We start from the raw sequence: 14,117 nt of genomic DNA, 5'->3' as shown, positions 1-14,117 counted from the left end.
GTCCAGGACCGCGAAAAGGAGATTCATCCATGCTGCATCGAAGAATGTTCACGCCCATCGCGATGATCCTGGCCGCGAGCCAGCTGTTCGGCCAGGAGACCACCGGCGTGGCCTCGGGCCAGATCCTCACCCGGGCCGGGAAACCCATCCCGGGCGCCGTGGTGCGCCTGGCCTCGCCGACCCTCCTGGGAGAGCGCTCCGTCGCCTCCAACGACAGCGGCCAGTACCGCGTGGGCCTCCTGCCCAACGGCCGGTACACCATCACGGTCTCCGCCCCCGGCTACCTCACCATCAAGGGCCAGTTCCAGATCGTGCCGGGCCAGACGGCGCGCCAGGACGTCATCCTCACCCCCGCGGTGGAGCAGGGGGCCACGGTGGAAGTGGTGGACCAGGCCGCCCAGGTGGACAAGACCACCACGGTCACCTCCTCCACCTTCTCCATGGACAACCTCAACGAGCTCGCCGACTTCAAGATGGACGCCATCATCCAGCTGTCCCCGGGCATCACCGGCACCCTGGACCCCAACGTCGGCGGCTACGCCGACGACGCCCTCTCCATCCGCGGCGGAATCCTGCACAGCACCAAGGTGATCCAGAACGGCCTGAACATCACGGAAGAGGGCGGAGGCTACCTCAACGAGGTGACCACCCTCATGGACATGGTCGAGAGCATGTCGGTCATCCAGTCCCCCCTCAACGCCCGGTACGGCAACACCGATGGCGGCCTCGTCTCCATCGTCACCACCCGCGGCAGCAACACCTTCACCGGCACCGCCCGGGTGAAGTACCGCAAGAACATCTGGCAGGACAACAGCACGTCCTACGCCCGCCGGGACGGAACCCCCGGGGACCCCGCGTGGCCCAACGACGACTACTCCAACCGCACCTACGAGCTCTCCCTGCGCGGACCCATCTGGAAGGACCACATCACCTTCGCCTACGGCACGCAGCAGACCCCCAACCACTCCTACACCGCGCAGGTGGGCAACACCGTCCTCAACGGGCTGCCCAGCCAGTCCACCTACACCTTCGTGCCCGGCGCGGGGGTGGTGCCCGCCAACACCTACGGCCTGGGCGCCCTGGACACGGTGGCGGACGTCTCCAAGTTCCACCAGTTCGTCGTCTTCGCCCAGATCAACGACAACCACAGCCTGGAGTGGAACTACACCCAGAACGACAGCCAGGCCTACTGGGGCATCCCGCGCTTCGGCCGCATCGATTCCGTGGGCTCGTCCACGGACGACTACAAGCATCACCTGTGGAACCTCGGCTACAAGGGGATCCTGGGCGACGCCGGCGTCCTGGAGGCCCGCGTGGGCCACACCTACCGTTCCTGGCCCCATCCCTACAGCCCGGGCCAGCCGGCCATCTGGACCACCTTCATCCCCGGCGCCCACAACGCCGACGGCTCGAACCCCGTCACCAGCCTCCTGGACGGGTACGCCTCCGGGGGAACCGCCTACAACATCAACGGCTACAACGCGGACCGGGGCGACACCATCCTGAACGACTCCATCCTCGTGAACTGGTCCCGGGAGTTCACCCACAACGGCTCCACCCACCTGGTGGACATGGGCGTGGACATCGAGAAGTTCAAGTGGGGCATCCAGGTGGGCGCCGCCAAGGACCAGTACGTAGTGCCCGGCCAGAACCCCGTCACCGGGGAGTTCCTGGTCTACAACACCGCCACGGCCACCCTCCACGACCTGGACCCCACCTACGACAACACCCCGGTCCTCAACGACGGCCTCGTGAATCCGGGCCTGGGCGCCCCGGGATCGGACAACCACTGGCCCGGCGGCCTGGGCCTCGTGCCCCTGTGGGTGAGCCGCACCGGATCCGAGGGCGGCGACATGCGCAAGCAGACCACCTCCATCTACCTCAACGACCTCTGGACGATCAACAGCCACCACAGCATCATGCTCGGCGTGCGCCACGACGCCTTCAAGGTCAGCGACGAGACCAGCACCTTCGTCTCCTACGGGCGATTCAACCCGCGGTTCGAATACAAGTGGGACGTGTACGGCGACCAGACCCGGCTGTTCAACCTGTCCTACGGCGAGTTCCAGTCCAGTTCGCCCGGGTCGCTCTTCCTGCCCGCGGCCCGCGGCCGGTATGGTAATCAGACCGTCTCCTACTGGAGCCAGGGGTCCAGCACCCCCTACTACGTGAGCCAGGCCCAGCTCCAGGACCCGGCGAACTACACCGCCTACACCCGCACCTACGCGGGCGACACCTTCGTCATCGACCCCAACTGGAAGAACCCCGTCTCCCACGAATTCACCCTGGGCTTCCGCCGCGCCTACGCCTCGGGCGGCTTCTGGCGGGCCACGGCCATCTACAAGTACTGGTCGAACCTCTTCGACTTCTTCCCGGGCGAGGTCTACACCGACGAATCCGGCTCCCCGAACTTCAAGCGGATCCTGCGGAACGACCCGGACTCCAGGCGGACCTACAAGAGCCTGGAGCTGGAATGGATGATGCCGTTGAGCCACCGGCTGTCCATCTACGGCAACTACACCTTTGCCCGCATGATGGCCAACACCCGGTACACCATCGACAATCCCGACCGCACCACGAGCCAGCTGGCGAACTTCCGGGACTACTACGACACGTTGTACTCGCGCGACCAGTACAACCCCATGACCCTCCGGACCCCCGAACACATCTTCAATCTTTATCTCGCCTACAACCTGAGCCAGGGGAAGGTCAAATCCAACGTGACCCTGCAGGCCTCGTACACCAGCGGCAGGCCCGAAGGCCGGTGGTCCACGGCCAACATCCCCGCGCCCACCCTGCCCGGCTACAACGACGCCAACGTCCAGAACACCGGCGGCCTCCCCAATTCCATCTCCCTCACGGCGGACGGAAGCCGCATGACCAACATGGACGTCACCACCCTCAGCCTGAAATACAACATGGAGATCACGGTGTGGGGGTCGGTGAAGGGCTTCTTCGACGTGACCTTCGCCAATGTCTTCAACGCCAAGCGCAGGGGCGCCTATTCCCTCGAGGGAACCGGACTCACCGACACGGTCGGACAGCCCCCGCAGCACACCGGCAGCGGGTGGCGCGCCGCGGATGACCTCTCGACCGTCGGCACCGGAAGGGTCGCCGGCAGGTCCATCACCTTCGACACCGGCATCCGGTTCTGAGCGGAGACGACCATGACTTCCACCCGAATGCTCCTTTCCTGCGCCCTCGTCCTGGCCCTGGCCGCCCCCGGAAGGGCCGGCGACAGCCGGTTCCAGGCTTCCGGCGGCCTCGTCGTCAACCAGGGCAACACGGTCGACCTCACCGGCAAGACCACCGGCGGCTACACCGTCGAACTGGGGGCCCTCTTCAGCCCCAAGGGCTTCGGCCCCGACATCCTGGTGTACGCCGGCTACGCGCACATGCCCGCCGGCACCGGGACCGATGAGCGGCCCACCTTCGAACTGAACGGCACCCGCGTGGGCGCGGACCTGGTCTTCCGTCCCTGGGACGGCGTCCCCCTCAGCCTTCGCACCGGCCCATCCGTCCACGTGTGGAAGGGCACCCAGCGGGGCGGCGATCCGAGCCTCTACCCGGCCGACAACCACCTGAAGGCCGGCTGGCGCCTGGGCATGGGCTACGACTTCACCAAGGACTGGTCCGCCACCCTCCTCTACACCTTCACCGAATGGCGGTCCAATTCCGACATCGACCTTTCCGCCACCAATCCGAGCCGCCCCGCGTACTTCAGCCTCATGGCCACCTACCGGTTCTGATCCAATCATTCTTGGGAGCCTTTTGGCATGACCGCTGTTTTCTCCGAATTCGACACGACGGCACGGGCAACGCTGGGCGCCGTCCACACCATTCCCGAAATCCTCGGGCAGCCCGCCCTCTGGCGCGGGATCTGGACGGGCCTGAGGGCGGAGCGGCCCGCCCTGCTTTCCTTCCTGGCCCCGTCCGCCCTGGGCCCCCACCGGGAGATCGTGCTCACCGGGGCGGGATCCTCCGCCTACATCGGCGAGCTGCTCCAGGGACGCTATGCCCTCCGCACCGGGCGCACCGTGCGGGCCGTGCCCACCACCGACATCGTCACCAATCCCGAGGAGGCCTTCCCCCGGGACGTGCCCACCCTCCTGGTCTCCTTCGCCCGTTCCGGCAACAGCCCCGAGAGCGTGGCCGCCGTGGATTGCGCGGACGCGCGCCTGGGGGACGTGAAGCACCTCATCATCACCTGCAACCCCAAGGGGGAGCTGGCCACGCACCCCACCCCCAACCCCCGCGCGGTCTTCGTCCTCCCCCCGGAATCCGACGACCAGGGCCTGGCCATGACCGGGAGCTTCACCGGCATGGCCCTGGCCGGACTGCTGCTGGCGGACCTGGAGTGCCTGGATGCCGCCGAAGTGCGGGTGGAACGCCTCGCCGCGGCCGCGGAGGGCATCCTGGCCACCCAGGGGGACCGGTTCCGGGAGCTGGCGGCTCTGCCCTTCACCCGGGCCATCTTCCTGGGCGCAGGCGCCCTGAAGGCCGCCGCCCGGGAGAGCCACCTCAAGCTGCAGGAACTCAGCAACGGCGCCGTGATCTGCGCGTACGACTCCTTCCTGGGATTCCGCCACGGCCCCAAGGCCGCCATCAACGATTCGACGCTCCTGGTGTTCCTCTTTTCGGGGCGGGCCGGGCACCGGGCCTATGAGGAGGACCTGGTGGACGAGATCCGGAGCGGCGTCCAGGGCCTGTTCCACCTGGGCGTGGGCGAGGGCCTCCGCTCCCATTCCCCCCTGGAGGCCACCATCCCCCTTCCCGGCCCCATGGACGACGAGGAGCGGGCCATCTGCGCGGTCCTGGCGGCCCAGATCCTGGGGGTCCACAAGGCCATCGCCCTGGGCCTGCGCCCGGACACCCCGTCCCCGGCCGGGACCATCTCCCGGGTCGTGCGGGGCGTGACGATCTACCCCACCGTCGAAAGGAATCCGCGATGACCCGTCCGTCGGATGTGCTTGTGGTCGGCGAGCTGAACGTGGACCTGATCCTCAACGGCCTGGCGCGCATGCCGGAAATCGGGAAGGAGGTCCTGGCCGAGGCCATGACCCTCACCCTGGGCAGCTCCTCGGCCATCTTCGGCAGCAACCTCAGCACCCTGGGCGTCCGGGTGGCCTTCCTGGGCAAGGTGGGCGAGGACCTGTTCGGGGACCTCGCCGTGGAGCGGCTGCGCGCCAAGAACGTGGACACCGCCATGATCCTGCGCACCCCGGCCCACGCCACCGGCGCCACCATCGTCCTCAACCGGGGCGAGGACCGGGCCATGGCCACCTACATGGGAGCCATGGCCCACCTGACCCTGGCGGACGTGACCCCGGAGCGCCTGGCCACCGCCGGGCACCTCCACTTCGCCTCGGCCTTCCTCCAGCCCGGGATGTTCCGGGACGTCGCCGCCCTGTTCCGCCGGGCCAAGGCCTGCGGGCTCACCACCTCCTTCGACCCCCAGTGGGACCCGGCGGAGGCCTGGGACCTGGACCTGCCCGCCATCCTCCCCGCGGTGGACGTCTTCCTGCCCAACGAACAGGAGATCCGCCACCTCACCCGGAAGGCCACCGTCGCCGAAGCCCTGGAGGCCCTGCGGCCCCATGCCCACACCATCGTGGTGAAGCAGGGCTGCGCGGGCGCCACGGCCGCCCGGGGCGCGGAAACCTTCTTCCAGCCCGCCTTCCTCAACGACCGCGTGGTGGACGCCATCGGCGCGGGGGACAGCTTCGACGCCGGGTTCATCTCCCGCTTCATCGCGGGCGACCCCGTGGAAGCGTGCCTTCGCTTCGGCTGCCTCATGGGCGCCGTGAACACCACCGCCGCCGGAGGCACCGGCGCCTTCCAGGACCGGGCCGCGGTCATGGCCATCGCCAGGGAGCGCTTCAATGCCTAGCCTGAAAGAGAAACTCCTGGAGATGCGGGACCGCAAGGCCGCCCTCCTCGCCGCCAACTACTACAACGCCGAGACCCTCCGCGGGGTGCTGGAGGCCGCCGCCGACCTGGGCCAGCCCATCATCCTCCAGATGACCCGCGGCTCCATCGACTACCTGGGCCTGCCCGTGGCGCTGGCCATGGGCCGGGCGGGGCTCCGCCAGTACGGGGTGGAGGGCTGGATCCACCTGGACCATGCCCTCAGCCTGGACCTGGTGGCGGACTGCCTCGAGGCCGGCTTCGATTCGGTGATGATCGACGCCAGCGAGCAGGACCTGGACCGGAACATCGCCGACACCCGCAGGGCCGTGGCCATGGCCAAAGCCACCGGGGCCAACGTGGAGGCCGAACTGGGCTTCGTGGCCAAGCTGGGCCAGGAGGCCGACCCCGCCGGCCTCACCGACCCCGCCCAGGCCGCGCGGTTCGTGGAGGCCACCGGGGTGGACGCCCTCGCGGTCTCCATCGGCACCGCCCACGGCTTCTACAAGGCCGAGCCCCGCCTGGACCTGGCGCGCCTGGAGGCGATCCGGGCGCTCACGGACGTGCCCCTCGTGCTCCACGGCGGCTCCGGCGTGGGCGAAGCGTCCATCCGGGACGTGGTGGCCCGGGGCATCTGCAAGGTCAACGTGGCCACCGAGACCAAGGACGCCTTCGTGAGGGGCATCAAGCGCGAGCTGCTGGCCTCCAGCGGCATCGACATCCGCACCATCTTCCCCCCCGCCATCCGCGACGTGAAGGAGCTCATTTCCCAGAAGCTGCGCATGCTCATGACGGACGGCGGCCATGCCTGACCTCCTGCGCCTCCGGGACGACCGCCGCGAAGGGCGCGTGCGCGGCGTGTACGCGGTGTGCTCGGCCCATCCCATGGTCCTGCGCGCGGCCCTGGACCAGGGCGCCGCGGACGGGACGCCCGTGCTCATCGAGGCCACCTGCAACCAGGTGGACCAGTTCGGGGGCTACACCGGCATGACCCCCGCCGCCTTCGCCGCCTTCGTGCGGGACCTGGCCCTGGAAACCGGGTTCGATCCCGGGCAGGTCATCCTGGGCGGCGACCACCTGGGGCCCAACCCCTGGCGCGCCGAGGCCGCGGAACCCGCCATGGCCAAGGCCGGCGACCTGGTGGAAGCCTACGTGGCCGCCGGGTTCCACAAGATCCACCTGGACGCCAGCATGGCCTGCGCGGACGACCCCGCGGACCTGCCCGGCGAGGTCGTGGCCCGGCGCGCCGCGGCGCTCTGCCTCCGGGCCGAGGCGGCCTTCGCCCGGCGCGGCTCGGGCCCCGCGCCGGTGTACGTCATCGGCACCGAGGTGCCTCCCCCGGGCGGCGCCCAGGACGGCGAACCCGGGGTGCGCCCCACCGCCGCCCGGGACGTGGCCGGGACCCTGGACATCACCCGGGCCGCCTTCGCCGGCCTCGGCCTGGCCTCCGCCTGGGACCGGGTCATCGCCCTGGTGGTCCAGCCCGGCGTGGAGTTCAGCCAGGCCGAGATCCACGCCTACCGCCGGGACGCCGCGGCGCCCCTGGTGGAGGCCATCGCCTCCCGGGCGCCCTGGATGTACGAGGCCCACTCCACCGACTACCAGACCCCCGAGGCCCTGCGCCAGCTGGTGGAGGACCGCTTCGCGATCCTGAAGGTGGGCCCCTGGCTCACCTACGCCTTCCGGGAGGCGCTCTTCTCCCTGGAGGCCATCGCCCTGGAGCTCCACGGCCTGGACCCCGCCCGGGAGCGGCCGCGCCTGGCGGAGGTGCTGGAGGCCGTCATGCTCCGCAATCCCATCCACTGGAAGAACCACTACCACGGCAAGGAGTGCGAGCTGGCCTTCGCCCGCCGGTTCAGCCTCAGCGACCGGTCCCGCTACTACTGGACCGATCCCGACGTGGTGGCGGAGGTGGAACGCCTCTTCCGGCTCACCGAGGGCCCCCTGCCCCTGGGCCTGCTCAGCCAGTACCGCCCCCTGGCCTACGAGGCCGTGCGGGAAGGGTCCCTGCCGCCTTCGGGCAGGGCCGTGGCCATCCATGCCGTGCGCCGGGTGCTGGGGCATTACGCCGCCGCCTGCCGCGCCGAATCCCAAGGATCCCCATGCTGAAGCAGCCCTGGTTCCTGTTCACCGTCATCACGGTCCTCGCCTGGGGCCTCTGGGGGGCCCTCATCGACGCGCCCGCCGCCGCGGGCTTTCCCGCGACCCTCGGCTACATCGTCTGGGCCTTCACGATGATCCCCCCCTGCCTGGTGGCCCTGGCCCGGGTGGGCTGGAAGATCGAGACGGACCGGAGGTCGGTGCTCTTCGGGTGCCTCGCGGGCTTCCTGGGCGCCGGCGGACAGCTGGTGCTGTTCCTGGTGCTGCGCATCGCCCCCGCGTACCTGGTGTTCCCCTTCATCGCCCTGTCGCCCCTGGTCACCATCCTTCTGGCCCTGGCGGTGTCCCGGGAGCGCGCCTCGGCCCGGGGCTGGATCGGCATCGCCCTGGCCCTGGTGGCCGGCATCCTGCTGGCCTACACCCCCCCCGGCGCCGGCGCCGCCCGCGGCCTCCTCTGGGTGGGCCCCGCCCTGGTGGTGTTCCTGGCCTGGGGCCTGCAGGGCTTCGTCATCTCCCACGGCAACAAGTCCATGCGCGCCGAGAGCATCTTCTTCTACATGACCCTCACGGGCCTGCTCCTGATCCCCGTGGCCTGGCGCATCACCGACTTCAGCCACCCCATCAACTGGGGCCTGCGCGGTCCCTGGATGGCCGCCGCCATCCAGGTGCTCAACGCCGTGGGCGCCCTGCTCCTGGTGTACGCCTTCCGCTACGGCCGGGCCATCATCGTCTCCCCCCTCGTCAACGCCGGAGGCCCGGTGGTGACCATCATCCTTTCCCTGGCCCTGTTCCGCACCCTGCCCCTGGCCCCCCATGCCCTGGGCATGGTCGCGGCCGTCCTGGCCACCCTGCTCATGGGCATGGAGGACGAGGGCGACAAGGCCGAGGCCTGATTCCGGAGGTCCCCATGCGCATCCCGGCCATCGGCCGAACCCTGCTCGCCCTGGCCTGCGCCGCCGCCTGGGCCGCGCCCCTCAAGCTGGCCTCCCCCCGGGCGGAATTCCAGGTGCTGGCCTCGGGCCGCGTCCTGGCCAAGCGTCTCCAGGAGGGCCACCGCCTGACCCTGGACCTGGCCGGCGCCCGGGACGGGGCCCCGGTGCTGGACCTGCGCCGGGCCAAGGTGGCCCCGCACCGCGCCGAGGTGCCCTTCCTGGGCCGCGGCCCCCTGGTGCGGACCCTGATCCTGGAAACCCGGCCCGGGACCCCCGAAGCCCTCTTTGCCTCCATCCGCGTCACCAACCCCCGCACCCGGCCCCTGCCCCTGGAGGAGGTGCGGGTGCTCAGCGCGCGCCTCGCGCCGGGGCGCCTCACCGTGTTCCAGGGAGCCAGCGTGGGCTGGGGCGAGGACGAAGTGTCCGAGCCCAGGCCCGGCACCCATCCCAACCGCATGGGCGCCATGAACGCCGACGGCCTGGGCGGGGGCATCCCCGTCACCGCCTTCTGGAACGCCGCCACCTGCGCGTCCCTGGGCGTCCTGTCCACCGCGGCCTGCGCCCTGCCCGTCGCGGTCGACCGCGACGGCGCCGTGGAGGCCTCCCTGACCTTCCCCCCGCGGACCCTGGGCCCCCGGGAGACCTGGACCTCGCCCTGGGGCTACCTGTCGGTGCACGCCGGGGACTTCTACGACCCCCTGCGGCTCTGGTCCACGCTCATGGGCGCCCAGGGCTGGCGCCCCGCCGCGCCGCCCCCTTCGGCCTTCGAGGCCACCTGGTGCAGCTGGGGCTACGGCTTCGACGTCACCCCCGCGCAGATGCTGGGGGCGCTGCCCAAGCTCAAGGACCTGGGCCTGGCCTGGGCCACCCTCGACGACCGCTGGTTCGATGCGTACGGCGACTGGAACCCCCGGCCCGACACCTTCCCCGGCACGTCCATGAAGGACATGGTGGACCGGTTCCACCAGGCCGGCGTGAAGGTGCAGCTCTGGTGGCTCCCCATCGGCGCCGAGATCGCCAACGGCAAGGGCGAGTCCCACCGCTACCGGCAGTCCGCCGTGGTGCGCGACCACCCCGAATGGCTGGTGCTGGACCCCTCGGGCCGGCCCGCCACCATGGTCCGGTCCCTGGCCGTCCTGGATCCGTCCCTGCCCGAGGTGCGGGCCTACTTCCGGGACATGGCCGTGCGGTTCATCCGGGACTTCGGCTTCGACGGCTTCAAGATGGACAACATCTTCGCCATCCCCCCCTGCCACAACCCCCTGCACCACCACGCCTCCCCCGACGAATCCACCCGGGCCGCGGCGGAGGTCTACCGCGAGATCCTGGCGGCCACCCACGCCCTGAAGCCGGAGGCCGTCATCCAGATCTGCCCCTGCGGCACCCTGCCCTCCGCGGACTGGCTGCCCTGGATGGACCAGGGCGTCACCGCCGACCCCGTGGGCGCCGTGCAGGTGCGCCGCCGCATCAAGATCCTCAAGGCCCTCCTGGGCCCCGCCTCCGCCGTGTCCGGCGACCACGTGGAACTCAGCGCCATGACCCGGGAGGGCCACCCCGACTGGTTCGAGACCGGCGAGGACTTCGCGTCCACCCTGGGCGCCGGCGGCGTGGTGAGCACCAAATTCACGTGGCCCCCCACGGGCGTCGTGCCCCCCTCCGGCCCCGTGGACCTCACCCCCGAGCGGGAGGCGGTGTGGCGGAAATGGCTCGGCCTCTATGACCGCAAGCGCCTTTCCAGCGGGACCTTCCTGAACCTCTACACCCTGGGCGTGGATTCGCCCGAAGGCTACGCGGTGGCCAAGGACGGCGTCCTGAACTACGCCTTCTACGCCCCGGGGCCCTGGAAGGGCGAGGTGGAGCTGCGGGGCCTGCGGCCCGGCACCTACCGGGTGCGGGACTACGCCGGGGGCCGGGACCTGGGCTCCGTCACCGCCGCTCCTGGCAAGGCCCCCCGCCTTCCGGTCACGTTCACCGATCACCTTCTCATCGAGGTCGCCCCTTGAACCCAACCGCCCTCCTCCTCACCCTCGCCTCCACCCTGGCGGCCCAGGCCCCCGACCAGCTCCTCCTCAAGGACTACCGGCCCCGCTCCATCTACAAGGTCCCCGTCACCCGCGTGGAGAAGGCCATGTTCCCCGTGGTGGACATGCACTCCCACGCCTACGCGGAAACCGACGCCCAGGCCGCGGAATGGGCCGCCACCATGGACCGGTGCGGCATCGAGCGCACCGTGGTGCTGGTCACGGAACCGGGGAAGGGCTTCGACGACGCCGTGCGGCGCTACGGGAAGTTCCCCCGCCATTTCCAGCTCTGGTGCGGCCTGGATCTCTCCGGCTTCGACCAGCCCGGCTTCGCCGCGGCCGCCGTGGCCGAACTGCGCCGGTGCCGGAAGGCCGGGGCCATGGGCGTGGGCGAGATCACGGACAAGGGGGGCGGGCTCGCCGGGAACAAGGGCGGCATGCACCTGGACGATCCCCGCATGGACCCCATCCTCGAGGCCTGCGCCGACCTGGGCCTGCCCTTCAACATCCACGTGGGGGAGGACCAGTGGATGTACGAGCCCGCGGACCGCACCAACGACGGCCTCATGAACGCCTTCACGTGGAAGATCGCCGACTCGCCCGCCATCCTGCGCCACGACGCGGTGGTGGCGACCCTGGACCGGGCCGCGGCGCGCCACCCCCGGACCACCTTCATCGCCTGCCACTTCGCCAACTGCAGCAGCGACCTCGCCCTCCTCGGATCCATGCTGGACCGCCACCCCAACCTCTACGCGGACATCAGCGCCCGCTACGCCGAGACCTCCCCCGTGCCCCGGGCCACCGCGAAATTCATCGCGAAATACCAGGACCGGCTGATGTACGGCACCGACATGGGCATGGACGCGGGCATGTACGGCATCACCTTCCGCATCCTGGAGACCCAGGACGAGCACTTCTACGAGGTCGACCAGTTCGGCTACCACTGGCCCCTGTACGGCCTCGGCCTGGACGCCGGCATCCTCAAGAAGCTGTACCGGGACAACGCCCTGGCGCTCATGAAGCGCGTGGGAAGGCCCTGACATGGATTTCTCCCGGCTCCTCCTCACGGCCCTCCTCGGCGCGGGTCCCGCCTTCGCCCAGGCCCCCGCCGGCCCGCGCATCCAGACGCCCCTCCTGCGGGTGGAGTTCGACGACCGGCTCCGGAGCCGCATCATCGCGCGCTCCGGGGACCGGGAGACGCCCCTGGGTCCCTTCACCGCCGCGGACGGCCTCCTGGGCGCCCCCACCGCCTTCCACCTGGTGTCCAGCCGCACCGAACCCGTCACCGACGTCTTCGGGAAGGGCGAGCGCCTGGTGGTGGAGGGCGCCTCCGGCCGGCTCCGCACCACCGTCGCGGTCACCGTCTATCCCGCCTACCCGGCCCTGGCCTTCTTCGACGTGGAATACGTCAACGGGGGCGCCGCCGCCCTCCCCCACAAGGGCTGGACCCGCAACGCCTACACCCTGGATGCCGTGAAGGCGGGGCCCGGGCCGGCCTGGTGGTCCTATCAGAGCGGGTCCTATTCCAACCGCCCGAACTGGATCGTGCCCCTGCGCCCGGGGTTCCGCCAGCGCAACTTCCTGGGCATGAACGCCACCGACTACGGGGGCGGCACCCCCGTGGTGGACGTGTGGAACCGGGAACGGGGCCTGGGCGTCGGCCACCTGGGCACCGCCCCGGAGGCGGTTTCCCTGCCCGTGGCCATGGGCCGGGACGGACGGGTCCAGGTGGGGATCCGCCTGGACCGGGCCGGATCCCTGGCGCCCGGGGAAACCCTGCGCGGGCCCCGCACATTCGTGTCGGTGCACCGGGGGGACTGCTTCGAGACCCTCGCCTCGTACCGCCGCCTCATGGCGCTCCAGGGCCTCACCATGGAAAAGGCGCCCGACAGCGCCTTCGAGCCCATGTGGTGCGCCTGGGGATACGGCAGGACCATGACGCCCGCCCAGATCTACGGCACCCTGCCCACCGCCAAGCGCCTCGGCTTCAAGTGGGTCACCGTGGATGACGGCTGGCAGGACAACTACGCGGACTGGCTCCTGGATCCCCGGAAGTTCCCCCGCGGCGACGCCGACATGAAGGCCATCGTGGACCGCGTCCACGCCGACGGCTTCCGGGCGCAGGTGTGGTGGGCGCCCCTCATGGGCCAGCGCGGCAGCCGGCTCCAGCGCGAGCATCCGGAACAGGCCCTGCTGAACCCCGACGGCTCCCGCCGGAAGATCTCCTGGTGGCCCACGTTCTACCTGTGCCCCGCCGATCCCGCCGTCATCGAACAGACCCGGGCCCTGGTGCGGAAGATGGTGGGCGAATGGGGCTTCGACGGCCTGAAGCTGGACGGCCAGTACCTCAACGGCATTCCGCCCTGCCACAACCCCGCCCACCACCACGCCAGCCCCGACGACGCCTCCAAGGCCATCCCGGCCTACATCCGCATGATCACCGAAACCGCCCGGGCCCTGAAGCCCGACGTCCTGGTGGAGTTCTGCCCCTGCGGCACCTCGTACGCCTTCCACACCATGCCCGGCTACACCATGGCCGTGGCGTCGGACCCCCACGACTCCTACCAGGTGCGCACCAAGGGCAAGGTTCTGAAGGCGCTCATGGGCGACGGCGTCGCTTACTTCGGCGACCACGTGGAACTCAGCGACCACGCCTCCGATTTCGCGTCCACGGTGGCCGTGGGCGGGGTGGTGGGCTCGCAGTTCGTGCTGCCCTCCCTGGCCCCCAAGCGGAGCACCTCCGACCTCACCCCCGCCCGGGCCGCGGATTTCGAGAGATGGGTGGGCCTCTACTCGCGCCTCATGCTGTCCCGGGGCGAGTACCTGGGTTCCCTGTACGACCTGGGTTTCGACCTGCCCGAAGCCCACGCCATCCGCAAGGGCGACGCCCTGTACTACGGGTTCTTCGCGCAGGCCTGGGACGGGGCCGTGGAACTGCGCGGCCTGGGCACGGGGACCTACCGGATCACGGACTACGAGAACGGCCGGGATCTGGGCCAGGTGACGGGGCCCACCGCCCGGCTCCCGCTGGCCTTCAAGGGCCACCTGCTGCTGGAAGCCAAGCCGCTCTGATCGGGTGGGGTTTGAAGCTGCCGACCTGTCTCCCGGTGAACCCGGCAAATTCCAGCGAAAGGCGTTGTCGCCGAGGCGCCGAAGA

At 70.4% G+C, this 14,117-nt stretch carries 10 protein-coding genes; all 10 read left to right on the top strand.

Features of this window, described 5'->3' with window-relative positions; genetic code table 11:
• Nucleotides 1–29: 29 nt before the first annotated feature.
• From ACZ5LB_RS19600 to ACZ5LB_RS19555, 10 genes are read left to right on the top strand one after another with little or no spacing between them, the layout of a single operon-like run.
• Nucleotides 30–3,155 (top strand): TonB-dependent receptor, encoded by a 3,126-nt coding sequence (locus tag ACZ5LB_RS19600; RefSeq protein ID WP_464603890.1) that lies wholly within the window; start codon nt 30–32, stop codon nt 3,153–3,155.
• A gap of 12 nt (nt 3,156–3,167) precedes the next feature.
• Nucleotides 3,168–3,749 carry an outer membrane beta-barrel protein gene (locus tag ACZ5LB_RS19595; RefSeq protein ID WP_464603889.1) on the top strand — a complete coding sequence of 194 codons (582 nt, stop codon included), beginning with the start codon at nt 3,168–3,170 and terminating at the stop codon, nt 3,747–3,749.
• Between the two features lie 27 nt (nt 3,750–3,776).
• Nucleotides 3,777–4,952 carry an AgaS family sugar isomerase gene (locus tag ACZ5LB_RS19590; protein ID WP_464603888.1) on the top strand — a complete coding sequence of 392 codons (1,176 nt, stop codon included), beginning with the start codon at nt 3,777–3,779 and terminating at the stop codon, nt 4,950–4,952.
• Nucleotides 4,949–5,890, top strand: coding sequence for a carbohydrate kinase family protein (locus tag ACZ5LB_RS19585; RefSeq protein WP_464603887.1), 942 nt, complete (start codon nt 4,949–4,951; stop codon nt 5,888–5,890). Before ACZ5LB_RS19590 ends, ACZ5LB_RS19585 begins: the two co-directional genes overlap by 4 nt.
• Complete coding sequence (locus tag ACZ5LB_RS19580) at nt 5,883–6,719, top strand: class II fructose-bisphosphate aldolase (RefSeq protein WP_464603886.1); 837 nt, start codon at nt 5,883–5,885, stop codon at nt 6,717–6,719. The genes ACZ5LB_RS19585 and ACZ5LB_RS19580 overlap by 8 nt, the downstream gene beginning before the upstream one ends.
• Complete coding sequence (locus tag ACZ5LB_RS19575) at nt 6,712–8,016, top strand: class II D-tagatose-bisphosphate aldolase non-catalytic subunit (protein ID WP_464603885.1); 1,305 nt, start codon at nt 6,712–6,714, stop codon at nt 8,014–8,016. The genes ACZ5LB_RS19580 and ACZ5LB_RS19575 overlap by 8 nt, the downstream gene beginning before the upstream one ends.
• The gene (locus ACZ5LB_RS19570) at nt 8,010–8,900 is read left to right on the top strand and encodes an EamA family transporter (RefSeq protein ID WP_464603884.1); all 891 of its coding nucleotides are present in this window, start codon (nt 8,010–8,012) and stop codon (nt 8,898–8,900) included. Before ACZ5LB_RS19575 ends, ACZ5LB_RS19570 begins: the two co-directional genes overlap by 7 nt.
• Before the next feature lie 14 nt (nt 8,901–8,914).
• On the top strand, nt 8,915–10,942 hold the full coding sequence (locus ACZ5LB_RS19565; RefSeq protein WP_464603883.1) for a glycoside hydrolase family 36 protein: 2,028 nt from the start codon (nt 8,915–8,917) through the stop codon (nt 10,940–10,942).
• Entirely contained in the window at nt 10,939–12,000 is a 1,062-nt protein-coding gene (locus ACZ5LB_RS19560; protein ID WP_464603882.1) for an amidohydrolase family protein, read from the top strand. Before ACZ5LB_RS19565 ends, ACZ5LB_RS19560 begins: the two co-directional genes overlap by 4 nt.
• 1 nt (nt 12,001) lies before the next feature.
• Entirely contained in the window at nt 12,002–14,032 is a 2,031-nt protein-coding gene (locus ACZ5LB_RS19555) for a glycoside hydrolase family 36 protein (RefSeq protein WP_464603881.1), read from the top strand.
• Nucleotides 14,033–14,117: the final 85 nt, after the last annotated feature.

Source organism: Mesoterricola sp. MK458 (genome assembly GCF_055384935.1).
Note: the sequence above shows the minus strand (reverse complement) of the source record. Positions and strands in the feature narration are given on the sequence as shown.

Bases quoted from the DNA above. Each gene is read 5' to 3' on its own strand.
- ACZ5LB_RS19600 (WP_464603890.1), top strand. From the start codon at position 30: ATGCTGCATCGAAGAATGTTCACGCCCATCGCGATGATCCTGGCCGCG.
- ACZ5LB_RS19595 (WP_464603889.1), top strand. From the start codon at position 3,168: ATGACTTCCACCCGAATGCTCCTTTCCTGCGCCCTCGTCCTGGCCCTG.
- ACZ5LB_RS19590 (WP_464603888.1), top strand. From the start codon at position 3,777: ATGACCGCTGTTTTCTCCGAATTCGACACGACGGCACGGGCAACGCTG.
- ACZ5LB_RS19585 (WP_464603887.1), top strand. From the start codon at position 4,949: ATGACCCGTCCGTCGGATGTGCTTGTGGTCGGCGAGCTGAACGTGGAC.
- ACZ5LB_RS19580 (WP_464603886.1), top strand. From the start codon at position 5,883: ATGCCTAGCCTGAAAGAGAAACTCCTGGAGATGCGGGACCGCAAGGCC.
- ACZ5LB_RS19575 (WP_464603885.1), top strand. From the start codon at position 6,712: ATGCCTGACCTCCTGCGCCTCCGGGACGACCGCCGCGAAGGGCGCGTG.
- ACZ5LB_RS19570 (WP_464603884.1), top strand. From the start codon at position 8,010: ATGCTGAAGCAGCCCTGGTTCCTGTTCACCGTCATCACGGTCCTCGCC.
- ACZ5LB_RS19565 (WP_464603883.1), top strand. From the start codon at position 8,915: ATGCGCATCCCGGCCATCGGCCGAACCCTGCTCGCCCTGGCCTGCGCC.
- ACZ5LB_RS19555 (WP_464603881.1), top strand. From the start codon at position 12,002: ATGGATTTCTCCCGGCTCCTCCTCACGGCCCTCCTCGGCGCGGGTCCC.